A 20377-nucleotide genomic window follows, 5' to 3' on the forward strand; every position below is an offset into this window, starting at 1 on the left:
ATCAAATATGCATTTTTCGGGAACAACTTCCGCTTGAACCCTTGCCGCTGATACAAAAACGGCACCGGAGGAAAATTTCCTGCAGTGCCATCCCTGGACCGTTCTCGCCAGCTTGGTGCACGCACTGAAAACAGGCGTGACCGTACTTGGCTATAACGACAACATATTCAAGCTTGAGGCAATCATAACGATCTTTTGCGAAAACTAAACTTGGAATAAATAGACTATTTCCAAATTAAATTCAGTTTTTACGCGACATTCTCACTAATACTCACGCGCACGGCACTCAGGCGACGTCGCGCTTGATGCCATCGAGGCCTTTCGGCATGGGGAAAGTCACGGCTTCCTGCACGCCATCGAGGGGCCGCACGCTTTTCACGCCGCACTCTTTCAAGCGGTCGATGACGGCCTGCACCAGCACCTCGGGCGCCGAGGCGCCAGCCGTCACGCCCACGCGCAACTTGCCTTCCAGCCAGGCTGGATCGATCTGCGAGGCATTATCGACCATGTAGGCGGGCGTGCCCATCTTCTCTGCCACTTCGCGCAAACGGTTCGAATTCGAACTGTTCGGACTGCCGACGACGATCACCAGTTCCACTTGCGGGGCCATGAATTTCACGGCTTCCTGGCGGTTCGTGGTGGCGTAGCAAATATCGCCTTTTTTCGGCTCAGAAATATTCGGATATTTCTGTTTCAGGGCCGCGATAATGTCGCGAGTGTCGTCAACTGACAACGTTGTTTGCGAAACATAGGCCAGGCTGTCCGGATTGGCGACCTGCAAGGTGGCCACGTCGTCCAGCGTTTCCACCAGATGCATGCCCATGTCGGCCTGGCCCATCGTGCCTTCCACCTCGGGATGGCCGTCGTGGCCGATCATGATGATCTCGCGCCCTTCGCGGCGCATCTTGCCCACTTCCATGTGCACCTTGGTCACCAGCGGGCAGGTGGCGTCAAAAATGCTCAGGCCGCGCGCTTCCGCCTCGGCGCGCACGGCTTTCGACACGCCATGGGCGGAAAACACGAGGGTATTGCCAGCAGGTACGTCATCGAGGTCGTCGATGAAGATGGCGCCCTTGTTGCGCAAATCGGCCACCACGTAGGCGTTATGGACGATTTCATGGCGCACGTAGATCGGTGCGCCAAATTGCTGCAGGGCACGCTCGACGATTTCGATCGCCCGGTCGACGCCAGCGCAAAAGCCGCGGGGCTGGGCCAGTAACAGTTCCTTGTCCATCGCTTGCCTCCTTACAGCACCGAGATGAGTTGGACTTCAAAACGCAGCGGCTGGCCGGCCAGCGGATGGTTGAAGTCGAACAGGGCCGAATCGTCGCGCATTTCGCGCAGCACGCCGGCAAAGCGGCCGCCGCCCGGCGCGGCGAAGTCGACCAGGTCGCCGATCTTGTAGTCGGCGCCCGGTACGGAGTTCTCGTCCAGGGTGGCGCGCGAGACCGACTGCACCAGCTCGGGATTGCGTTCGCCAAAGCCTTCGCCGGCGGCCAGCTCGAAGGTCTGGTGCGTGCCTTCAGGCAAGCCCAGCAGGCGCTGCTCGAGGAAGGGCGCCAGCTGGCCCTGTCCCAGCATCAGGGTCGCGGGATTGCCGTTGAAGGTGGTGACAATATCAGTCCCGTCCACCGTGGCAAGACGATAATGCAGGGTGAGGTAAGCCGCTTCGGTGACGACTGCTGGTTGCTCGTTGGACATAGTGAGTTTTCAAGTAGCTGGTGCAAAACGATATTGTAAGCCACACTGGCTGCGCCTGCCCCATGGCATCGTCAAAGAAGAGCGGGTCCGCGCACCAGAAACAGGGAAACTGGGCAGGCAGGCGCGCGGCAGCACCCGCTTGAAGGGCAAGGATCCGTTGGCAGCAGCCTCGGCAGCATTGGGCAGGCTGTCGAGCAAGGCGGCCACGTCCTGCCTCGGGCGCGATGATAGTCGTCGTGCCATGGCCGGGAAGTTAACGGAATCCCGTATTGTGCGGGCATCACGCAGCCGCGCGACGACGGCATCAGGCGGTCGCCGTTGAACTTTTTGCCCGTCACCGTGGTGACTTGCCACAACGCCCCTGCTTTTGTGCCGTGGCGATGGTCATCGGATCGGCATTGGACAGTGCGCGGCCGACCTTCACCACCGATTCACCGGGACGGGTTTCCGCCAGATACGCCAGATCGCCCGACTGCGCATCGAAACCGTCGCTCGTGATCTTGCCTTCCGGATCGATATAACGCTGACCATCGATGGCAAAACCATCGCGGAAGCGCTCGAATTGCACGCCGGGCGTCAAGGTCAAAATCAACTGCGTGGCAACTCATGCCGATACGTCCGCCACAGCGCGTCTTAGGCCCATATCAGTACGGCACGCTGCGTCATGACGATAATGCAGTGTGAGACCGGCGATCACGGCACTGGCCGGTCTCGGATTTATCACTGGCAAACCCCGCAAGGCGCGACGAGGGAGTACAGCATGGGTATCAAGGATTGGCCGGCCAGCGAACGGCCGCGCGAACGCCTGATCGAGGATGGCGCGCACTCGCTGTCGGACGCGGAATTGCTGGCCGTGTTCCTGCGCACTGGCGTGCGCGGCAAGAGCGCGGTGCAACTGGCGCGCGACACGGTCGAGCACTTCGGCTCGCTGCGGGGACTGTTTGGCGCCAGCCTCGTGAGTTTTTCCGCCGTGCACGGCATGGGCAGCGCCAAGTTCGCCCAGCTGCAAGCCGTGCTGGAACTGGCGCGGCGCGCCATCGTCGAGGACCTGCAGACCGGCCAGGCCTTGCATACGCCGCATGCCGTCAAAGACTATCTGCGCCTGGCGCTGGGCAACCTGGGGCATGAATCCTTCCATGTGTTGTTTTTGGACGTCAAGAACCGCCTGATCACCACGCAGGAAATGTTTCGCGGCACCCTCACCCACACCAGCGTCTATCCGCGCGAAGTGGTCAAGCAGGCGCTGCTGCACAACGCGGCCAGCGTCATGCTGGCCCACAACCACCCCTCCGGCAGCCCCGAGCCCAGCGAATCGGACTTGCTGCTGACGCGCGCGCTGGTGCAGGCGCTGTCGCTGGTCGATGTACGCATCCTCGATCACTTTGTCGTGGCCGGGCGCCAGGTGCATTCGTTCGCCGAACACGGGCAACTCTAGTCCCGGCGCGGCAGTGTCGCAGTTAACCTTGTGTAAACAAGGACATACGTGACACGGCCCAGCGTCTTATCTAGCAGTAAACACGCTGGTTTACAAGCGCGCGCCGCATGAAAACCTGGAAAAGTCAAATTGTTAAATTTATTCACAACAACAAGACACAATTGTTTTTCGCAAGTCATTGATAAATCGGCTTATTTTGGATATACTCTCGTTTTTCCAATTTGGAATATCTTTAAGGAGTGCGCCATGGCACGTGTTTGCCAAGTCACTGGGAAGAAGCCGATGGTCGGCAACAATGTTTCCCATGCAAACAACAAAACCAAACGTCGTTTTTTGCCTAACTTGCAGAATCGTCGTATTTTTGTTGAATCTGAAAACCGCTGGGTCTCCCTGCGTTTGTCCAACGCCGGTCTGCGCGTCATCGATAAAGTCGGCATCGACGCCGTATTGGTCGATATGCGCGCTCGTGGCGAAAAAGTCTAATTAGCAGAATAAGGGAGCTATCATGGCAAAATCAGGCCGCGACAAAATCAAGTTAGAATCGACCGCCGGTACGGGTCACTTCTACACGACCACCAAAAACAAGCGTACGACGCCTGCGAAAATGGAGATCATGAAATTCGATCCTAAAGCACGCAAGCACGTCACGTACAAAGAAACCAAAATCAAGTAATTGATCTTGTGTTCTGTAAAAAGAGCCGCTCCGCTGAGCGGTTTTTTTTCGCCCTGATTTTCCGCCGGCCTCCCGCCCCTTGTGCCGGGGCGAAAAAAAGGCCCTGGAATCCAGGGCCTTGATATGGTGCGGCAGGCTAATCAAGCATAGCTGCGCAGGCGCAGTGAAAAGTCTTGCAGCGACTTGATGCCCGACGCTTCGGCGCGCGTGCACCAGTCTTGCAGCTTTTGCAGCAATTGCTCGCGCGTAAAGTGCGAACGCTCCCAGATGGCGCCCAATTCCACGCGCATGTGGTGCATGGTTTCCAGCGCCTTGCTGTGCTGGAACAATTCCGACAGCTGTTCATGGTGCGCATCGGCCAGCTTGCCCGGCTCGCGCTGCATCAGCTTGCGCGATGACTTCAGGAAGCGCTTTTCCAGCTCGGCCTTGTGCTTCAGGTGTTCCAGCTCTTCTTTCCAGGCATGCTTGATCGATTTCGCATACTTGGCCATCACGTCATAGCGGTTGGCGATGACCGACTGCAAGGTCTCGAAGTCCGCTTCCAGCTTGCCGTGCGAGAACTTCGGCTCCGGCGCCAGCTTTTTCACCTTGGCCAGGCCCAGCATTTCCAGCGCGCGGATATACGCCCAGCCGATATCGATTTCATACCATTTCGACGACAGCTTGGCCGACGTCGCGTACGTATGGTGATTATTGTGCAACTCTTCGCCGCCGATCAGGATGCCGAACGGAATGATATTGGTGGCCGCGTCGGCGCAATCGTAGTTGCGGTAGCCCCAGTAGTGGCCGATGCCGTTGATGATGCCGGCCGCCGTGATGGGGATCCACATCATTTGCACGGCCCACACGGAAATGCCGATCACGCCGAACAGGATGAAATTGATGACGAACAAGGACACCACGCCCAGCCAGCTGTATTTGGTGTACAGGTTGCGCTCGATCCAGTCCGTCGGCGTGCCATGGCCGTACTTGGCCATGGTTTCCAGATTCTTCGATTCGGCGCGGTACAGCTCGGCGCCTTCCCAGAAGACTTTCTTGATGCCGCGCGTCACGGGGCTGTGCGGATCTTCTTCCGTATCGCACTTGGCGTGGTGCTTGCGGTGGATGGCCGCCCATTCCTTGGTGACCTGGCCCGTCGTCAGCCACAGCCAGAAACGGAAGAAATGGCTGGGAATCGCGTGCAATTCCAGCGCCCGGTGGGCCTGGTGGCGGTGCAGGTAGATCGTGACGCTGGCGATCGTGATGTGGGTGACCACCATGGTGTACAGGAAAACTTGCCATGCGGACAGATCGGTAATACCAGTGGCCATGAACTGCAAAACGTCGTGTAAAACGGAACTCAATGTCATTACTGCTACTCCAAGTGGACAGGGCGTGCGCACGGTCGCTCCAGTGACTCTGGAGGTCCGGCAGAGTTAATTTTAGGCGTGATTGTACGCCCTAATGGGTGCGATCAGGCAAATTCGGAGGCAGGCAGCGAGGTTAAGGCTGGGTGCCGGATGGCGCGGACTCACCGGCTGCCGCGCCGACGAGCGGTGCAGGAGGCGTAGCAACAATACGCAATTCGCGTTGCGGAAACGGTACAGTGACCTTATGTTCCTGCAAGGTGCGCCAGATGGCGCGGTTCACATTCGACTTCACGCCGCCGGTGCCGTTTTCCGGGTCCGCGATCCAGAAGCCGATCTGCACATCGAGGCCGTCGGCGCCAAAACGCACGAGGGTCGCCGAGGGCGGATTGCTTTGCGACACACGCGGCACCTTGGCCGTCGCCGCTTCCAGCAAGGGAAAGATAACGTCGAGGTCGGTTTCATAGCCGACCGACACGGCCGTTGACAGCCAGACCATGCGGTTGCTCAGCGACATGTTCTGCACGCCGCCGGAAATCAGCATTTCATTCGGCACGATCGATTCAACGCCATCGCCGCCCAGTAAGACAGTATAGCGCGTATTGATCTGCGTCACCTTGCCGCTGAATTGGCCCACCGTGATCATGTCGCCGATGGTCAGGCTGCGGTCGAGCAGGATGATGAAGCCGGAGACGAAGTTCGCGGCGATCTTTTGCAGGCCAAAGCCCAGCGCCACGCCGAAGGCGCCGCCAAACACGGACAGCACCGTCAGGTCGATGCCCACCAGCGACAGGCTGACCAAGACGGAAACGAGGATCAGCACGGCGCGTCCCATGCGCGAGACGACCACGCGCAAGGAAGTGTGCAGGCCCTGCATTTTCATCAGCCGTTCGTCGAGCGAGGTGCCGGCCCACATGGCCAGCACCAGCAACACGGCCACCGAAATAGCGGCTTGCAAGATGGCAGCCACCGACACCTTGTTGCGCCCCAGCGGCACGACGATGCTTTCCAGGAAGGCATGCAGATCCGGCCACAGGCCCGTGATGTACAGGGCCATGCCGGCCCAGACCACCACGGTAAACACTTTTTCCAGCAGCAGCATGGTGGGACTGATCTCGCCATGGCGGGCAAAAATGCGGCGCAGCACATAAAAACCGAAGCGCACCAGCGCCATTGAGGTGCACAGCGGAATGGCGATATTGAGCAGGTTGACCGTCTGGAACTTGGCCAGGAAATGCTGGGCAATGCCCAGCAGCATGGCCGCCAGCACGGGCGTCAGGATGCGGATGAAACTGTCCGTGCGCTGCAGGGTTTCCGGACTCGCCGGCGTCGTCGCCGCTTCCGCCCGCTTGTGCAGGAAGACGCGCAATTGCCGCACCAGCAGCCAGCTCAGGGCCAGGCAGGCAAGGATGGCCAGCGCCTGCCACAGGATGGCCGGTTGACGGAAATCGTCGACGAAGTCGGTGATCAGGTTGAGCAGCGGGGTTTCATTCATGGCGGATGCGGTCCGGAAGGTGGGGCGAAGGTGGTACGGATGGGGAGTGATCCCATGCCGCCAGGCGGGCTGGCGGCATTGAAGGCCGCCGCTGCAGGGTGCGGCGGCGGCCCGTGACAGGCTTACTCGGCTGCTTCAGCGTCAACGTCGTCGGCCGGTTTTTCATCGGCGTAGACTTTTTTCGGCATGACCTTGCGTTCGAATACGGCGGCAAAGAAACCGTCCGTCTGGTGCAGGTGCGGCAGCAACTTCAGGTAGTCGCCCATTTCCAGCTCGATCTTTTGCTCGGCCAGTACCTTGCTCATTGGCACCAAGGTAAAGTCCGGATGCGCGGCCAGGAACTGCTCGGCGATCTGGTCGTTTTCTTCGTTCAGGAAGCTGCAGGTGGCGTACACCAGGCGGCCGCCGCCCTTGACCAGGCGCGCCGCGCCGGCCAGGATGGCTGCCTGCTTGGCTTGCAGCTCGACGATGGAATTCGGTTGCTGGCGCCATTTCACGTCCGGATTGCGGCGCAGGGTGCCCAGGCCGCTGCACGGCGCGTCGACCAGCACGCGGTCGATCTTGCCGGCCAGGCGCTTGATCTTGGCATCGCGCTCATGCGCGATCTGCACCGGATGCACGTTCGACAGGCCGCTGCGGGCCATGCGGGGTTTCAGCTTGGCCAGGCGTTTTTCCGACACGTCGAACGCATACAAGCGGCCCGTGTTGCGCATCAGGGCGCCCAGCGCCAAGGTCTTGCCGCCCGCGCCGGCACAGAAATCGACCACCATCTCGCCGCGCTTGGCGCCGACGATCTGCGACAGGATCTGGCTGCCTTCATCCTGCACTTCGATGGCGCCGCTCTGGAACAGGGGCATGTTTTGCAGCGACGGCTTTTTCAGCACGCGCAAGCCCAGCGGCGCGTAAGGCGTTGGCGTGCTCAGGATAGGTGCTTCTGCCAGGGCCAGCATCACGTCGTCACGCGTGGCCTTGAGCGAATTGACGCGCAAGTCCAGCGGCGCCGGCGCGTTCAGCGCATCGGCCAGCAACATGGTTTCCGCTTCGCCGAACTGGGCGATCAGCTTGTCGAACAGCCATTTCGGCATGTTGGCGCGCATGTTCGCAGGCATCAGGCTGCGGTCGATCTGCTTGATGCGCTCCAGCCACTCCACTTCTTCTTCCGTCAGGCCGCCCAGCGAATCGGCGCCCATCGCTTCGGCCAGGCCGAGGATGGTCAGGCGGCGCATGGTGGGGCCATTGCCCGCTTCAGCGAAGTCCGTGAAGAACGATTTGTTGCGCAGCACGGCATAAATGCCTTCGGCGATGGCGCCGCGCTCGCGCGAACCGAGGCGCGGATGGTCGCGGAAATAGCGCGACAGGGTGGTGTCGGCCGGGGCCGTGAAACGTAAAATTTCGCGCAATACTTCTTCAGCATTGGCAAGTATCGCTGGTGGCAATCTCATTGTTATTTTTCCTGTAATATTTTATTGAGGGTCCACGCGGACCTGGCCATGCTCGAGCGACAGTTTATCGTCAATGAACAGGCGGATGGCGCGCGGGTAAAGCAGATGTTCCTGTACCAGCACGCGCGCCGATAAGCTGTCTTCTGTGTCGCCCGGCAAGACGGGGACGGTCGCGCTCGCCACGGCCGGGCCATGGTCAAGCTCGGCAGTCACGAAATGCACGGTCGCGCCATGTTCCGTCACGCCAGCCTTGAGCGCCTGGCGGTGCGTCGCCATGCCCGGGAACAGCGGCAGCAGCGACGGGTGGATATTGAGCATGCGCCCCGCGTAATGCTCGACGAAGGGCGGCGTGAGGATGCGCATGAAACCGGCCAGCACGACCAGGTCGGGGGTGTAGCCGTCGATCACGGCTTGCAGCGCCGCATCGAACTGTTCGCGGCTGGCATAATCCTTGTTGGCAACGACTGCCGTCGCTATCCCGTGTTCCGCGGCAAAAACCAGTCCCTGGGCATCGGCCCGGTTACTGATGACGGCGGCAATACGGGCAGGCCATTGCTCGGCTTGCGCCGCGCGCACGACCGCTTCCATGTTGCTGCCGCGTCCGGAAATGAGGATAACGATATTTTTCATAGCGCGCATTGTACCCGCTATGGCGGTGCGAATCTAGAAAGGCCGGTATTATTGTTGCGGCGCAACATACCTCGCCTATCGCCGTTAGCGTCAGAAAAAAATGCCTGTCATGGCGCCGCCAGGCCCGCTACAGGCGAGCGCGGCGAGAGTGAGCGCCTACTCGAACGAATAGAAGACGCGGAACGGGACTTTCTTTTCAGCCCAGTAGTCGGCCGCATCGCGGAACACGTCGAGCAGGATCTCGCGTGCTTCCTTGTCAAATTTTTGCGTATTTGGCAATTGCTCGAGCACCACCAGAAAACCTGTCTGCGGTCCCGCCTTGTACATGGTCTCTGTCAGGCAGAGGCGCAATGCATCGAAATTCTTGGAGAGACTTTTCGGAAACAGGAAGGCTTCCGCAATAATGCCGATGACTTGTTGCTTGGTCTGTCCCGCATTGCAATGCGCATATAAAAAGTGCTGCCCGAGACGGATCGCCTCGTCTTGTAACTCGGTCACGCGAAAGGCACGGATGGACTGGACAAGGTTGGGCGGCACGGTTAGTAACAAACTCATTTTTCCCTCAAATCGACCTGTTATGTATGGATCTGTTCTGGCAGCTCTTCTTATTGCATCCCCGCACGCGGGTCAATGCGCACGCGGCGATTCGATCTGTATCATCTTTTATGCGATTCAGTGCGATTTTATCTAAGCCATACGCGTATTAGGGTAACGTGTTGTCCTGCATGAATCAACCCGAATATGATGTCAAACGCAAGATTTGTTACAAACCACCAGTTTCAAGTCACTTCAACATCTTGTATCGAATGAAAGCGCATGTTACAGACTCCGGGGCGAGACCCCCTGGCTGTTACATTTTGTTGCCAGGCCGACGACAAGCCGGGGCCAAGGCGGATTACTATAGCTTCAAGTTGCAAAAAATACCCTGAAAGATTCTCTACATAACGAGGTAACAAATGAACTTCCCAGCCAAATTGATGATGTCAGCCCTTTGTATCGGTGCATTGCCACTTGCCCAGGCAGCGGACTTTGAAGATTTCGGCAAAGTCGTGCGCGTCGTGCCGCAAGTAGAACAGATCAACCGCCCGCGCCAGGAATGCCGCACGGAATACGTCCAGGTGCAGGCCCCGCCGCAACAGCGCAGCGCGGGCGGCTCCATCGTCGGCGGCATCGCCGGCGCCCTGCTCGGTAGCCAGGTAGGTGGCGGCAATGGCCGCACGGCCGCCGCCGCGGCCGGCGCGATTGCCGGTGCCGTCGTCGGCGACCGTGTCGACAACCAGAACAACTACCAGGGCGGCGTGCAGGAGCAGGCCGTCAAGCAATGCCGCCAGGTCGACCACTGGGAAAGCCGCAACAACGGCTACCAGGTCACCTACGACTATCGCGGCCGCAACTACACGAGCATCATGTCCTACGATCCGGGCGAACGCATCCGTCTGCGCGTCTCGATCGAGCCCGCTCAGCAGTAAGCGCCGCAACCGGCCCCTACCATGCCAGCCCCAGCGGCTGGCATTTTTTATGGCGCTCCGGCACGGGCTATAATGCGGCACACTTTCAGGCCGCCTTATGCTTATCAAACGAAAATCCATCGAACAAGTCGAATCCTCGCGCCCCGCGCGCAAGCCCCGCTACGCCCCAGTCACCCTGTCGGAGATGGATGGCGTGCGCTATCTGCATTTCGGCACGGAATGGGTGCAGGGCGCCATGCGCATCCGCAAGCCGGACTGGCCGGAGCTCGAATACGCGCAGCAGATGATGGCGTGGATGTTGTGGATCGAGCAACCGCAGCGCCTCGCCCAGCTGGGCCTGGGCACGGCCGCGCTGACCAAGTTCTGCTATCGCCAGTTCCCGCAGGCGCAGGTCGAGGCGATCGAACTCAATCCATCCGTCATCACCATCTGCGCCTCGATGTTCAAGCTGCCGCCGAACGACGAACGCCTGCACGTGCGCGAGATGGACGCGCTCGACTACGTCAACGACGACGCCAAGCACGGCACCCTCGATGCCCTGCAGGTGGACCTGTATGACGCCACCGCGCGCGGCCCCGTGCTCGACAGCGCCGACTTTTACAGCGCCTGCTGCGCCTGCCTGGCACCGCACGGCATCATGACGGTGAACCTGTTTGGCGACCATCCCAGCTATGCAAAGAACATCAAGGCGATGAAATTTGCGTTTGAACAGGTGATCTGCCTGCCTGAAGTCCATGATGGGAACGTGGTGGCGATCGCCTTCAAGCGCAAGGTGGCGCTCGATGCCGAAGCGCAAGCGGCCTTGCTGGAACGGGCCAAACAGATCGTCGCCGACACCAAGTTGCCCGCCAAGAGCTGGCTCAAGGGCATCCAGAGCACCCTGTAAACCGCCGGCATCGCCATTGCGGCCGGCAGCCATGAAAGGCGCCGGCCATGTCTTCCCCGCTCCCCTGCACCACCAAGGCCATGCTGGACTTGCCGCAGCTGCTAGCCTGGCTGCAAGACGACGGCCTGCTCGACAGCACGCAGGCGGCCGCCGCGCGCGCCCACGCCGCCCGGCAGCACAGCGCTCCCATCCATCCGCTCTGCAGCGTGGCCGACTGCCTGCCGCGTTCGGCCACGCCGCAGCTCACGCTTGACGCCCTGTGCGCATGGCTGGCGCGGCGCACGGGGCTGCCTTATCTGCGCATCGATCCCCTGGGCATCGACTTCAGCCAGGTGGCCGACGTCATGACGGCCGGCTATGCGGCGCGCTTCAACATCCTGCCCGTGGAACGCACGCCCGAGCGCATCGTCATCGCCACGGCGCAGCCGTATGCGCTGGATTGGCAGGCGGAACTGGGCAGCGTGGCGCCGCGCAAGCTGAGCCTGGTCATCGCCAATCCGCTGCATATCGCCGACTACATCGCGCAGTTTTTCAGCCTGGCAGGTTCCGTCAAGGTGGCAAGACTGGCGTCCACGCAAGACCTGGCGCTGCGCCAGAACTTCGAGCAACTGGTGGAACTGGGCCGCCACAAGAGCAGCCTCGATGCCAACGACCAGCACGTGGTGCGCATCGTCGACTGGCTGTGGCAATACGCATTCGCGCAGCGCGCGTCCGACATCCACCTGGAGCCGAAACGCGAGGCGGGCCTGGTGCGCCTGCGCATCGACGGCGTGCTGCACCAGGCATATCAAGTACCGCCCGTGGTCATGCTGGCCATGACGGCGCGCATCAAGCTGCTGGGACGCATGGACGTGGTGGAAAAGCGCCGCCCGCAGGATGGCCGCATCAAGACGCGCAATGCGCAGGGCCAGGAAATCGAACTGCGCCTGTCGACCTTGCCGACGGCCTTCGGCGAAAAGCTCGTCATGCGCATCTTCGACCCCGAGATCGCCATCAAGAGCCTGTTCGAGCTGGGTTTTCCGCCTGTCGACGCGCAGCGCTGGCAAGCGCTGACGGCACGCACGCACGGCATCGTGCTGGTCACGGGGCCGACCGGTTCGGGCAAGACCACCACCCTGTACAGCACCCTGAAGGCGCTGGCCGGCAGCAGCGTCAACGTATGCACGGTGGAAGACCCGATCGAGATGGTGGAGCCGGCCTTCAACCAGATGCAGGTGCAGGCCGAGCTGTCGTTTGCCGATGGCCTGCGCGCGCTGATGCGGCAAGACCCCGACATCATCATGGTCGGCGAAATCCGCGACCTGGCCACGGCCGAGATGGCCATCCAGGCGGCGCTGACAGGCCACCTGGTGCTGTCGACCCTGCACACCAACGATGCGCCGTCGGCCGTCACGCGCCTGCTGGAACTGGGCGTGCCCGCCTATTTGCTCGAAGCGAGCCTGGCCGGCGTGCTGGCACAGCGCCTGCTGCGCTGCCTGTGTCCCGAGTGCAAGCGCCTCGATGGCGCGCCAGGCGAGGCGCCATGGCAGAGCCTGGCCGGCGGCCAGCTCGCGCGCCCCGACGCCAGCTACCGTCCCGCCGGTTGCGCCCAGTGCCGGCAAAGCGGCTACCGGGGCCGCGCCGGCATCTATGAACTGCTGCACGTGACGGCACGCTTCAGCCAGCTGATCAAGGCGGGCGCCGACCTCCACGCGCTGCGCCAGCAGAGCATTGCCGACGGCATGACCCCGCTGCGCCTGGCCGCTGCGCGCAAGATCATCGATGGCGTCACCAGCATCGAGGAAGTGCTGAAGATCACGGCGGCCCTGCCTTGACATAGTTCACACTTTCTCACAGGAATACTTTGCATTCCATTTCAACTGATATATAATGCGGCCTCTTTCGGGTCGTTAGCTCAGCTGGTAGAGCAGCGGACTTTTAATCCGTTGGTCGCAGGTTCGAATCCCGCACGGCCTACCACGAATGCGCAGTACTAAAAAGCCCCTCCACACGGAGGGGCTTTTTTCGTTTACACCTCGCAATACTGCCGCCTAATACACCTGCCCCTCGCGCGGCAACGGGGTGGCGGGCACGGCGCGGTAGCGCGCCGCCAGCGCCTGCGCGCCCTGCACCAGCAGCGACACGTCCGTACCGACAGCGACGAACAGCGCCCCCAGCTCCACGTAGCGCCGCGCCAGTGCCTCGGCCCCCATCAGGATGCCGGGCGCCTTGCCATGCGCGGCGATGGTCGCGATGGCCGTCCCGATGGCCAGCTGCACCTCGGGATGCAGGGGATTGCCCAGGTGGCCCATGTCGGCCGCCAAGTCCGCCGGGCCGATGAAGACGCCGTCGACGCCATCCGTACGGCAAATATCGTCCAGCGCGGCGAGGCCGGCGCGGCTCTCCACCTGCAACAGCACGCACACGCCATCGTTCGCCCGCGCCAGGTAGTCGTGCTGCCGGTTCCAGCCCGATGCGCGCGCCAGGGCCGCGCCCACGCCACGCCGTCCCTGCGGCGGATAGCGGCAGGCGGCGACGGCCCGCGCCGCCTGCCCGCCACTGTCGATCATGGGAATAAGCACGCTTGTGGCACCGATGTCGAGCAGGCGCTTGAGCTCCACGGGATCGTCGGAACCGCTGCGCACCACGGCGTGCGCGGCATGCCCGGCCAGCGCCTGCAGTTGCGCCAGGATGACGTCGACGGTATTCGGCGCATGCTCGCTGTCGATCAGCAACCAATCGAAACCGCTGCCGCCCAGCAAGTCGGCAGTGTAGGCATTGGCCAGGCCCAGCCATAAGCCCGTTTGCAGCCGCCCCTCGCGCAGGGCCAGCTTGAAGCCATTTTGCGCCAGGTCAATGCCGCTCATGCGAAACTGCAGGCGACGCTGCCCAGCTGGCCGTAATCGGCATGGAAGGCATCGCCGCGCCGCGCATACACGGGACGCGTAAACGAGCCGCCGAGAATGACCTGGCCCGCCTCCAGCGCCACGCCATGGGCCGCCAGACGGTTGGCCAGCCACACGACGCCATTGGCCGGGTGATTCAGCACGCCGGCAGCCAGGCCCGTCTCTTCGATGACGGCGTTGCGCGATAAAATGGCGCCCACCCAGCGCAGGTCCAGCGCATCGGCGCGCACGGGGCGCCCGCCCATCACCACGCCGGCGTTGGCGGCATTGTCGGCGATGGTGTCGAAGACCTTGCGCGGCCTGCCGCTGGCACTGTCGACCTGCTCGGAGCGGGCATCGATGATTTCCAGCGCCGGCACCACGTAGCGCACGGCGTCGAGCACGTCGAACAGGGTCACATGCGGCCCCTGCAGGCGCTTGCCCAGGATGAAGGCCAGCTCCACCTCCACGCGCGGCACGATGAAGCGCTCGACGGGAATGGCCGCACCATCGTCCCAGAACATATCGTCGAGCAGCGCGCCGAAGTCGGGCTCCTCGATTTGTGACGCCATCTGCATGGCGCGCGACGTCAGGCCGATCTTGTGGCCCATCAGGGTGCGCCCGTCCGCCAGCTTCATGTCCATCCAGCGGCGCTGGATGCGGTAGGCGTCGGCAATGTCGATCTGCGGATGCTCCAGCGAGATCTGGCGTATTTGTTGTCTGCTGCGTTCCGCCTCGTACAGGCGGTGAGCCAGTTGCTCGATCAATGCAGGTTCCAGCATGTGGTTTCCTTTCGTTATGACTGCGATTGCTGGCCGGGAACACCGGCCAGGTAGTCGTGCGCCTCGCCGGCGGCCTGCATCTGGCGCCAGCGCTCCGGCGTCGGCGTGGGCATCTGGAACGCCTCGCCGATGCCGCAGTACCAGCCCGGGTTGTGCAGGCGCGCGATCAGCTGCATGGGCGCGGGATCGATGTACAGGCGCGCGCTGTCGCTGACGGCGGCGTCCATCACGTGCATGCCGGCAATATCGGCCAGCACCAGGGTGCGCCGGGCATCGATGTCGATCAGCTGGCGCGTGCGGCATTCGAACGAGGCCGGACTGTCCGCCAGACGCGGCACGGCCACCTGGCGGCTGGGCGCCAGCGCCAGCTGGGCTTCCAGCGATTCATCCACATCTGCGTCGAAATCGATGGCCGTCACGTTCATGCGCCGGGCCAGCGGGCGCGACACCAAGTTGACGACGAACTCGCCGCGCGCGGCGATATTCGCCGCCGTGTCCTTGGGCTTGCCGTTGCGCGCGCCGATGCACAGGCACAACAGCGGCGGATCGCCCGACATCAGGTTGAAAAACGAGAACGGTGCCACGTTGACGGCGCCGTGCTCGCCGAGCGAGGTGACCCAGGCGATAGGCCGCGGAATGATGGTGGCGTGCAGCAGCTTGTTGCGGCCGGCCCCATCGAGCGTGTCGAGATCGAAATACATCAGAGATCCACGGGCGCCGGCGCCGGCCTGGAGATGCCGGGGCGGCGCGCATTTTTCTGGTGCAGCTCGACCATGTTGCCGGCCGGGTCATGAATGAACAACTGCTTCAGGCTGGGCGATGCGACGTTGTCGAGCGTGAAATAGGCGATGCCGCGGCGCTGCAATTCGGCTTCCGCCGCCAGCACGTCTTCCACGCCCACGGCAATATGGTTATTGACCGGATCCAGACCAGGCCCCTTGGCATACGGCGACGGGCCGTCGCTGCCCAATATGTGCAGCTGCGTGCCGTTGGGCAGGTTGATCCAGTAGCCCTGGATGCCGGGGATATGCCAACGCGTCTGGTCCTGTGGCAACGCCAGCAAGCCATGATAAAACGCCAGCATCTGCTCGGCCTGCGCATTGCTGACACCAAAGCCGACATGGTGCAACTCCAATACCTTGATACCCATCTTGTCTCCTCATTCATCATTGAAAAACCGGCCGCGCCGGACGCTCTGTTATAAACGCTCTTTTCAAATATAGTACGCCTGACGTACTAAGTCAATATGATACGTCAGGCGTAGTATATTGAAATGCCCTCGCCATCGCTGGCGGACGATCTATAATCGTCCATCCTTCCCTGCCCCATACCGCCATGACCGCACGTCCCCGCAATACCGAATCGATCCCGCCGACAGCGGCGCGCAGCGCCGAGCAGGCGCTGGCACCCCACCTGGAGCTGATGAAAGAGACCGCGCGGTGCGGCACCGACCGCAAGATGGCGGCCACCGGCATGCTGATGCTGTGGCTTGGCGACGACATCAACGCCGCTGTGAATGACGGCCTGGCGGCACACGGCGTATCGGAAAGCAAACTCGATATCCTGATGCTGTTCGACCTGGCCGAGCGCGGCCTGCTCGAAGTCGAGGCCCTGACGCCGTCCTTCATCTCCACCTACTTCGGCGTGACCCGCTCCAGCGTGACAGGCTTGATCAACTGGCTGGAACAGCGCGGACTACTGGCGCGCAAGGCACGCGAAGAAGACCGGCGCAGCCTGCGTCTGGAGCTCACGCCGCAAGGCCGCGCGCTGCTGCATGGCGCCATGCCGGACTTCTGGCACGCCTGCGCCGACATCGTCGCACCGCTCAGCGAAGCGGAACGCGAGGCGCTGCACCGCGCGCTGGCCAAGATCTGGCTGCACCACAAACAGAAAAAATAAACGCGGCACCCTCCGAGAATAGTCTTGACAAAAAATAGTACGTCAGGCGTACTATAAAAAGGAACATTCACGATGGAGGAGACCATGCAACATTCCACACTGCAACTGAACGACCCCACCTTGCTGCGCCAGCAAGCCTATATCGACGGCCGCTGGTGCGATGCCGACGACGGCGCCAGCATCGAGGTCACGAACCCGGCCACGGGCCAGACGCTGGGCCGCGTGCCGAAGATGGGCGCGGCAGAAACGCGGCGCGCCATCGCCGCGGCCGACACGGCATGGTCGGCATGGCGCAGGCAGACGGCGCAGGCGCGCAGCACCATCCTGCGCCGCTGGCATGCGCTGATCCTGCAGCATGCGGAGGACCTGGCGCGCATCATGACGGCCGAACAGGGCAAGCCGCTAGCCGAGGCAAGAGGGGAAATCGCCTACGCCGCCTCGTTCATCGAATGGTTTGCGGAAGAGGCCAAGCGGGTCAGCGGCGAGACACTCGCCTCGCCCGCCGCCGACAAGCGCTTGCTGGTGACCAAAGAGGCGATCGGCGTCTGCGCCGCCATCACGCCGTGGAACTTCCCTTCGGCCATGGTCACGCGCAAGGCGGCTCCCGCGCTGGCGGCCGGCTGCAGCATGGTCCTGAAACCGGCAGAATCGACGCCGTACTCGGCCCTGGCGCTGGCCGTGCTGGCCGAACGTGCCGGCGTGCCGCCCGGCGTCTTGAATGTGCTGACGGGCGCCGCGCGCGCCATCGGCGGCGAATTGACGTCGAATCCCGTCGTCCGCAAGCTGACGTTTACCGGCTCGACGGAAGTGGGCAGGACGCTGATGCAGCAGTGTGCGCCGACGATCAAGAAGCTGTCGCTGGAACTGGGCGGCAATGCGCCCTTCATCGTCTTCGAGGACGCCGACCTGGACGCCGCCGTGGAAGGCGCCATCGCCTCGACATTCCGCAACGCGGGCCAGACCTGCGTGTGCGCCAACCGCCTGTACGTGCACGACGCCATCTATGACGTCTTCGCCCATAAACTGGCCGTCGCCGTGGCCAGCATGCAAGTTGGCAACGGCATGCACGCGGGCGTGACGCAAGGTCCGCTGATCGACTTGCGCGCCGTGGAAAAAATCGAGGAGCACATCGCCGACGCCACGGCGCGTGGTGCGCGCCTGCTGGCCGGCGGGCGCCGCCATGCGCTGGGCGGCAGCTTTTTCGAACCCACGGTGCTGGCCGGCGTCACCGCCGACATGCGCGTGGCGCGCGAGGAAACCTTCGGCCCGCTGGCGCCCCTGTTCCGCTTCCACACGGACGACGAAGTGCTGGCGCAGGCGAATGCCACCGAGTTCGGCCTGGCCAGCTATTTTTATACGCGCGATATCGGCCGCATGTGGCGCATCGCGGAGGGCCTGGAGAGTGGCATGGTGGGCGTCAACACGGGCGCCATCTCGAACGAAGTGGCGCCCTTCGGCGGCATCAAGCAGTCCGGCCTGGGCCGCGAAGGATCGCACTATGGCATCGACGACTACCTGGTGATCAAGTACCTGTGCATCGGCGGCGTGTAGCGTGGCAGCGATGCGGCAAGTATGGGTATACTGCCCCATTCCCATGTCGCTCCGGAAAGACGCACCGTGAAACCTGCCGCCCTGCTGTGCCCCGCCCTGCTGCTGTGCGCCCTGCCCCTGTTTGCCCAGGCGCAGCCGCCCATCGTGCTCGACGGCCAGTACAGCCTGCGCACGGACGAGATGAGCCTGGAAATCATCGGCAACCGCGTCTGTTTCGCGCCCGACAAGGCGCAGTGGGGCCGTTTGCCCCGCCCTGCCGCCACGCACGACGCGTGGTTTTGCTTCAGCAACGACGCCCAGGCGCGCCGGCTGCTGCGCGTGCCCGCGCGCCAGGCCGACAATTGCGGCTGGCAGGCGCGAGCGCGCATCGTCATCGATACGTATCAACCATACGTCGAGCAAGGCGACGGCAACGACATGGCGCGCCTGGCCTCCGTGGTGAAAGTGGCGCAGCCGAACGCCATCGCCTGCGAATAATCAATCCAGTTCGTATTCGCGCAGATAGCGGGCGAACAAGTCGCCGTCGGCCAGCGGACACGCAAAGCCCGCGCCCCAGTCGGCCAGCAGCAGCTGCTCCTTCAAGGGCAGCAGCAACAGCTCGGGCAGGCCATCGCTGCACCACAGGTCGCACACGATGCCCTGCTCGTCCAGGCCGGCAAACAGGGTCTCCGTCTTGTCGCCGCCAAAGGCCAGCACGTTCTTGCACTCCACGCGGTAACTGCTGTAGCCCGTGTACACGGCGTCATACGGCGGCAAGGCATCGGCCAGCGCGAGGCGCAGCCGGTCGGCCGTGAGGCCCAGCGCGCGCATCTGCGACGGCGGCGCCTCGGGCACGAACATGTCGGTCCAGCCGGCGCCACTGCGGTGCGCATCGGCGAACGCCTGCTGCTCGCCCATCTGCGTCAAACAGTGCTGCAAGTTATCCAGCGGCAACAGTTCGATCATGCAATAGTCATCTTCGTGGTAATAGGCTTCGCGCATGCGTCAATTCTCCAGCAAATCTTGCAATTGGGCATTGCGCCGCGCCGTCAGCAGGCCGGCCCAGGTGTCGCCCGTCACGGACGGGTAGCGCACGGCGCCAAGATTCATCCAGGCATCGCGGTAGGCGAGCCACAGGCGCTGGGTGGCGCGGATGCCATCCTTGTCCACGGCGCCCGCATAGGTGGACGCGGGCTTTTTCATCAGCTTGCCATAGAGGGCGTTGAGCTGCTTGTCGAGCGCCGCCGCCTGCTCCTTGGACATGCTGGCCGGCAACTTGCCCGCTTCGTACTCGCGCAGATCGAGCGCCAGCAGCTCCAGCTCGGCCGTGCGGGCGGCGATGCTCATGGCGGCCCGCGCCGTGCCGCTCAAGTCCGTTTCATGGGCCGCGCGCGCGTCGGCAAACTTGCTTGCGGCCGCCTGCAGCTTTTGCAGCGACGCTTGCGCCACGGCCGGCCAGCCATCGCTGAGCTTGCCGCTTGCCTGCGCGCGCACGCGCTGCTTTTGCCGCGCATCGATGGCGCTGCACACGCCCATCATGTAGCCGCTGGTGATGTCGTCGCACCAGTCCATCATGCCGCGTCCGCTGGCATTGATCTGCTGCAAGTGTTCGATGCGGCCCTGCATCTCGGCCGGCGCCGCATCGATGCTGCACGCATACTTGAGCGCCAGCAACGGGTCTTTCTGCACGCCCTGCCCGTTCTGGTACAGCATCATCAGCACGGCGCTATTCTGCGTGGCCATGGCGCAATGGCGCACGGAACGCCAGTCGGCAGGCTTGGGCGAGGACATACTCTTGGTATCGTAATACAGGTCTGTCGCCTGGCATGGCTGCAAGGCGGCCACGGCGGACGGCGCCGGCAGGTCGGCCGGCGGCGGCGCCGCATCCTTGACCTTCAGGCAAGCCGCATACCAGGCCGTGCTTTCCGCGTGGCCCACGCCCATGGCGCTGGTGTTCGGGTAGGGAGTTGCCGCAGCGGCAAAAACCGGAGCGGCCAGCAGGCAGCTCGCGCCCAGCAATGCCGTTTTCAATAAGGGTAGACAAATTTTCATGTTCAGGCAGCGCCAGCGTGCGTAAAGCGGCAAGTTTAACTGATCAGCCAGGAGCCACCCGCCCGATACGTGGCCGTCCGGCCTGGTAAGTAACGGTCCATGGCCTTGGCAGTGGCCGAATCGATGGGCAATAATGTTGCTCGCTGTACTTTTTTCACTACCCGGACCACGCC

The 20377-nt window shown here is 62.6% G+C and carries 23 protein-coding genes and 1 tRNA gene; 10 read left to right on the top strand and 14 right to left on the bottom strand.

Annotated elements, in window-relative coordinates; all coding sequences use genetic code 11:
- Nucleotides 1-286: 286 nt before the first annotated feature.
- From ispH to AC3RCJ_RS23985, 3 genes are all read right to left on the bottom strand, one after another.
- A complete protein-coding gene (gene ispH, locus AC3RCJ_RS23975; RefSeq protein ID WP_492963637.1) occupies nucleotides 287-1234 on the bottom strand; it encodes a 4-hydroxy-3-methylbut-2-enyl diphosphate reductase in 948 nt (315 codons plus the stop codon).
- A gap of 11 nt (nucleotides 1235-1245) precedes the next feature.
- Entirely contained in the window at nucleotides 1246-1701 is a 456-nt protein-coding gene (locus AC3RCJ_RS23980) for an FKBP-type peptidyl-prolyl cis-trans isomerase (protein WP_492963635.1), read from the bottom strand.
- 334 nt (nucleotides 1702-2035) lie between these two features.
- Nucleotides 2036-2287 (bottom strand): hypothetical protein, encoded by a 252-nt coding sequence (locus AC3RCJ_RS23985; RefSeq protein ID WP_492963633.1) that lies wholly within the window; start codon nucleotides 2285-2287, stop codon nucleotides 2036-2038.
- 174 nt (nucleotides 2288-2461) lie between these two features.
- Between AC3RCJ_RS23985 and radC the strand changes: the two genes are divergently transcribed.
- From radC to rpmG, 3 genes are all read left to right on the top strand, one after another.
- Nucleotides 2462-3136 (top strand): RadC family protein, encoded by a 675-nt coding sequence (gene radC / locus AC3RCJ_RS23990; RefSeq protein ID WP_492963631.1) that lies wholly within the window; start codon nucleotides 2462-2464, stop codon nucleotides 3134-3136.
- Nucleotides 3137-3382: 246 nt separating this feature from the next.
- Nucleotides 3383-3619 (top strand): 50S ribosomal protein L28, encoded by a 237-nt coding sequence (gene rpmB / locus AC3RCJ_RS23995; RefSeq protein WP_010400928.1) that lies wholly within the window; start codon nucleotides 3383-3385, stop codon nucleotides 3617-3619.
- 22 nt (nucleotides 3620-3641) lie between these two features.
- A complete protein-coding gene (rpmG, locus tag AC3RCJ_RS24000) occupies nucleotides 3642-3809 on the top strand; it encodes a 50S ribosomal protein L33 (RefSeq protein ID WP_010400929.1) in 168 nt (55 codons plus the stop codon).
- 140 nt (nucleotides 3810-3949) lie between these two features.
- On the opposite strand, the gene AC3RCJ_RS24005 is transcribed toward rpmG, so the two are convergent.
- The 5 genes from AC3RCJ_RS24005 to AC3RCJ_RS24025 form a co-directional block, all read right to left on the bottom strand.
- Entirely contained in the window at nucleotides 3950-5158 is a 1209-nt protein-coding gene (locus AC3RCJ_RS24005; RefSeq protein ID WP_492963628.1) for a DesA family fatty acid desaturase, read from the bottom strand.
- A gap of 133 nt (nucleotides 5159-5291) precedes the next feature.
- Nucleotides 5292-6650: a mechanosensitive ion channel family protein gene (locus AC3RCJ_RS24010; RefSeq protein ID WP_492963626.1), complete on the bottom strand. Its 1359-nt coding sequence runs from the start codon at nucleotides 6648-6650 to the stop codon at nucleotides 5292-5294.
- A gap of 122 nt (nucleotides 6651-6772) precedes the next feature.
- The gene (locus AC3RCJ_RS24015; protein WP_492963624.1) at nucleotides 6773-8092 is read right to left on the bottom strand and encodes an RsmB/NOP family class I SAM-dependent RNA methyltransferase; all 1320 of its coding nucleotides are present in this window, start codon (nucleotides 8090-8092) and stop codon (nucleotides 6773-6775) included.
- A 21-nt stretch (nucleotides 8093-8113) separates the two neighbouring features.
- On the bottom strand, nucleotides 8114-8722 hold the full coding sequence (gene purN / locus AC3RCJ_RS24020) for a phosphoribosylglycinamide formyltransferase (protein WP_492963622.1): 609 nt from the start codon (nucleotides 8720-8722) through the stop codon (nucleotides 8114-8116).
- Between the two features lie 156 nt (nucleotides 8723-8878).
- Nucleotides 8879-9277, bottom strand: coding sequence for a barstar family protein (locus tag AC3RCJ_RS24025; protein WP_492963620.1), 399 nt, complete (start codon nucleotides 9275-9277; stop codon nucleotides 8879-8881).
- Between the two features lie 401 nt (nucleotides 9278-9678).
- On the opposite strand from AC3RCJ_RS24025, the gene AC3RCJ_RS24030 reads away from it, so the two are divergent.
- The 4 genes from AC3RCJ_RS24030 (at nucleotide 9679) to AC3RCJ_RS24045 (ending at nucleotide 13036) form a co-directional block, all read left to right on the top strand.
- A complete protein-coding gene (locus AC3RCJ_RS24030; protein ID WP_492963618.1) occupies nucleotides 9679-10191 on the top strand; it encodes a glycine zipper 2TM domain-containing protein in 513 nt (170 codons plus the stop codon).
- A gap of 97 nt (nucleotides 10192-10288) precedes the next feature.
- On the top strand, nucleotides 10289-11077 hold the full coding sequence (locus tag AC3RCJ_RS24035; RefSeq protein WP_492963616.1) for a class I SAM-dependent methyltransferase: 789 nt from the start codon (nucleotides 10289-10291) through the stop codon (nucleotides 11075-11077).
- Nucleotides 11078-11124: 47 nt separating this feature from the next.
- Nucleotides 11125-12891, top strand: coding sequence for a GspE/PulE family protein (locus AC3RCJ_RS24040; RefSeq protein ID WP_492963614.1), 1767 nt, complete (start codon nucleotides 11125-11127; stop codon nucleotides 12889-12891).
- A 69-nt stretch (nucleotides 12892-12960) separates the two neighbouring features.
- Nucleotides 12961-13036 (top strand) — tRNA-Lys (locus tag AC3RCJ_RS24045).
- A 71-nt stretch (nucleotides 13037-13107) separates the two neighbouring features.
- Here AC3RCJ_RS24045 and AC3RCJ_RS24050 read toward each other — a convergent pair.
- The 4 genes from AC3RCJ_RS24050 to AC3RCJ_RS24065 are packed head-to-tail and all read right to left on the bottom strand — an operon-like array spanning nucleotide 13108 to nucleotide 15873.
- Entirely contained in the window at nucleotides 13108-13914 is an 807-nt protein-coding gene (locus AC3RCJ_RS24050) for an aldolase/citrate lyase family protein (RefSeq protein ID WP_492963683.1), read from the bottom strand.
- Nucleotides 13915-13919: 5 nt separating this feature from the next.
- Nucleotides 13920-14723, bottom strand: coding sequence for a 2-oxo-hept-4-ene-1,7-dioate hydratase (gene hpaH / locus AC3RCJ_RS24055; protein WP_492963612.1), 804 nt, complete (start codon nucleotides 14721-14723; stop codon nucleotides 13920-13922).
- Between the two features lie 14 nt (nucleotides 14724-14737).
- Entirely contained in the window at nucleotides 14738-15424 is a 687-nt protein-coding gene (locus tag AC3RCJ_RS24060; protein WP_492963610.1) for a flavin reductase family protein, read from the bottom strand.
- On the bottom strand, nucleotides 15424-15873 hold the full coding sequence (locus AC3RCJ_RS24065; protein WP_492963608.1) for a VOC family protein: 450 nt from the start codon (nucleotides 15871-15873) through the stop codon (nucleotides 15424-15426). The genes AC3RCJ_RS24060 and AC3RCJ_RS24065 overlap by 1 nt, the downstream gene beginning before the upstream one ends.
- Nucleotides 15874-16058: 185 nt before the next feature.
- Between AC3RCJ_RS24065 and AC3RCJ_RS24070 the strand changes: the two genes are divergently transcribed.
- The 3 genes from AC3RCJ_RS24070 to AC3RCJ_RS24080 all read left to right on the top strand — a co-directional run bounded on the left by AC3RCJ_RS24070 (nucleotide 16059) and on the right by AC3RCJ_RS24080 (nucleotide 18650).
- The gene (locus AC3RCJ_RS24070) at nucleotides 16059-16622 is read left to right on the top strand and encodes a MarR family winged helix-turn-helix transcriptional regulator (RefSeq protein ID WP_492963606.1); all 564 of its coding nucleotides are present in this window, start codon (nucleotides 16059-16061) and stop codon (nucleotides 16620-16622) included.
- Nucleotides 16623-16706: 84 nt separating this feature from the next.
- Entirely contained in the window at nucleotides 16707-18173 is a 1467-nt protein-coding gene (gene gabD, locus AC3RCJ_RS24075; RefSeq protein ID WP_492963604.1) for an NADP-dependent succinate-semialdehyde dehydrogenase, read from the top strand.
- 66 nt (nucleotides 18174-18239) lie between these two features.
- On the top strand, nucleotides 18240-18650 hold the full coding sequence (locus AC3RCJ_RS24080; RefSeq protein WP_492963602.1) for a hypothetical protein: 411 nt from the start codon (nucleotides 18240-18242) through the stop codon (nucleotides 18648-18650).
- On the opposite strand, the gene AC3RCJ_RS24085 is transcribed toward AC3RCJ_RS24080, so the two are convergent.
- Together AC3RCJ_RS24085 and AC3RCJ_RS24090 are read right to left on the bottom strand one after the other, a co-directional pair.
- Nucleotides 18651-19154 carry a hypothetical protein gene (locus tag AC3RCJ_RS24085; protein ID WP_492963600.1) on the bottom strand — a complete coding sequence of 168 codons (504 nt, stop codon included), beginning with the start codon at nucleotides 19152-19154 and terminating at the stop codon, nucleotides 18651-18653.
- Nucleotides 19155-19157: 3 nt separating this feature from the next.
- On the bottom strand, nucleotides 19158-20204 hold the full coding sequence (locus AC3RCJ_RS24090) for a lysozyme inhibitor LprI family protein (protein ID WP_492963598.1): 1047 nt from the start codon (nucleotides 20202-20204) through the stop codon (nucleotides 19158-19160).
- Between the last annotated feature and the right edge of the window lie 173 nt (nucleotides 20205-20377).

Source organism: Janthinobacterium sp. GW822-FHT07H11, assembly GCF_058798615.1.

What these genes read in the sequence shown, in the direction of transcription:
- ispH (WP_492963637.1), bottom strand. Translation starts at nt 1,234, where the DNA reads ATGGACAAGGAACTGTTACTGGCCCAGCCCCGCGGCTTTTGCGCTGGC.
- AC3RCJ_RS23980 (WP_492963635.1), bottom strand. Translation starts at nt 1,701, where the DNA reads ATGTCCAACGAGCAACCAGCAGTCGTCACCGAAGCGGCTTACCTCACC.
- radC (WP_492963631.1), top strand. Translation starts at nt 2,462, where the DNA reads ATGGGTATCAAGGATTGGCCGGCCAGCGAACGGCCGCGCGAACGCCTG.
- rpmB (WP_010400928.1), top strand. Translation starts at nt 3,383, where the DNA reads ATGGCACGTGTTTGCCAAGTCACTGGGAAGAAGCCGATGGTCGGCAAC.
- rpmG (WP_010400929.1), top strand. Translation starts at nt 3,642, where the DNA reads ATGGCAAAATCAGGCCGCGACAAAATCAAGTTAGAATCGACCGCCGGT.
- AC3RCJ_RS24005 (WP_492963628.1), bottom strand. Translation starts at nt 5,158, where the DNA reads ATGACATTGAGTTCCGTTTTACACGACGTTTTGCAGTTCATGGCCACT.
- AC3RCJ_RS24010 (WP_492963626.1), bottom strand. Translation starts at nt 6,650, where the DNA reads ATGAATGAAACCCCGCTGCTCAACCTGATCACCGACTTCGTCGACGAT.
- AC3RCJ_RS24015 (WP_492963624.1), bottom strand. Translation starts at nt 8,092, where the DNA reads ATGAGATTGCCACCAGCGATACTTGCCAATGCTGAAGAAGTATTGCGC.
- purN (WP_492963622.1), bottom strand. Translation starts at nt 8,722, where the DNA reads ATGAAAAATATCGTTATCCTCATTTCCGGACGCGGCAGCAACATGGAA.
- AC3RCJ_RS24025 (WP_492963620.1), bottom strand. Translation starts at nt 9,277, where the DNA reads ATGAGTTTGTTACTAACCGTGCCGCCCAACCTTGTCCAGTCCATCCGT.
- AC3RCJ_RS24030 (WP_492963618.1), top strand. Translation starts at nt 9,679, where the DNA reads ATGAACTTCCCAGCCAAATTGATGATGTCAGCCCTTTGTATCGGTGCA.
- AC3RCJ_RS24035 (WP_492963616.1), top strand. Translation starts at nt 10,289, where the DNA reads ATGCTTATCAAACGAAAATCCATCGAACAAGTCGAATCCTCGCGCCCC.
- AC3RCJ_RS24040 (WP_492963614.1), top strand. Translation starts at nt 11,125, where the DNA reads ATGTCTTCCCCGCTCCCCTGCACCACCAAGGCCATGCTGGACTTGCCG.
- hpaH (WP_492963612.1), bottom strand. Translation starts at nt 14,723, where the DNA reads ATGCTGGAACCTGCATTGATCGAGCAACTGGCTCACCGCCTGTACGAG.
- AC3RCJ_RS24060 (WP_492963610.1), bottom strand. Translation starts at nt 15,424, where the DNA reads ATGTATTTCGATCTCGACACGCTCGATGGGGCCGGCCGCAACAAGCTG.
- AC3RCJ_RS24065 (WP_492963608.1), bottom strand. Translation starts at nt 15,873, where the DNA reads ATGGGTATCAAGGTATTGGAGTTGCACCATGTCGGCTTTGGTGTCAGC.
- AC3RCJ_RS24070 (WP_492963606.1), top strand. Translation starts at nt 16,059, where the DNA reads ATGACCGCACGTCCCCGCAATACCGAATCGATCCCGCCGACAGCGGCG.
- gabD (WP_492963604.1), top strand. Translation starts at nt 16,707, where the DNA reads ATGCAACATTCCACACTGCAACTGAACGACCCCACCTTGCTGCGCCAG.
- AC3RCJ_RS24085 (WP_492963600.1), bottom strand. Translation starts at nt 19,154, where the DNA reads ATGCGCGAAGCCTATTACCACGAAGATGACTATTGCATGATCGAACTG.
- AC3RCJ_RS24090 (WP_492963598.1), bottom strand. Translation starts at nt 20,204, where the DNA reads ATGAAAATTTGTCTACCCTTATTGAAAACGGCATTGCTGGGCGCGAGC.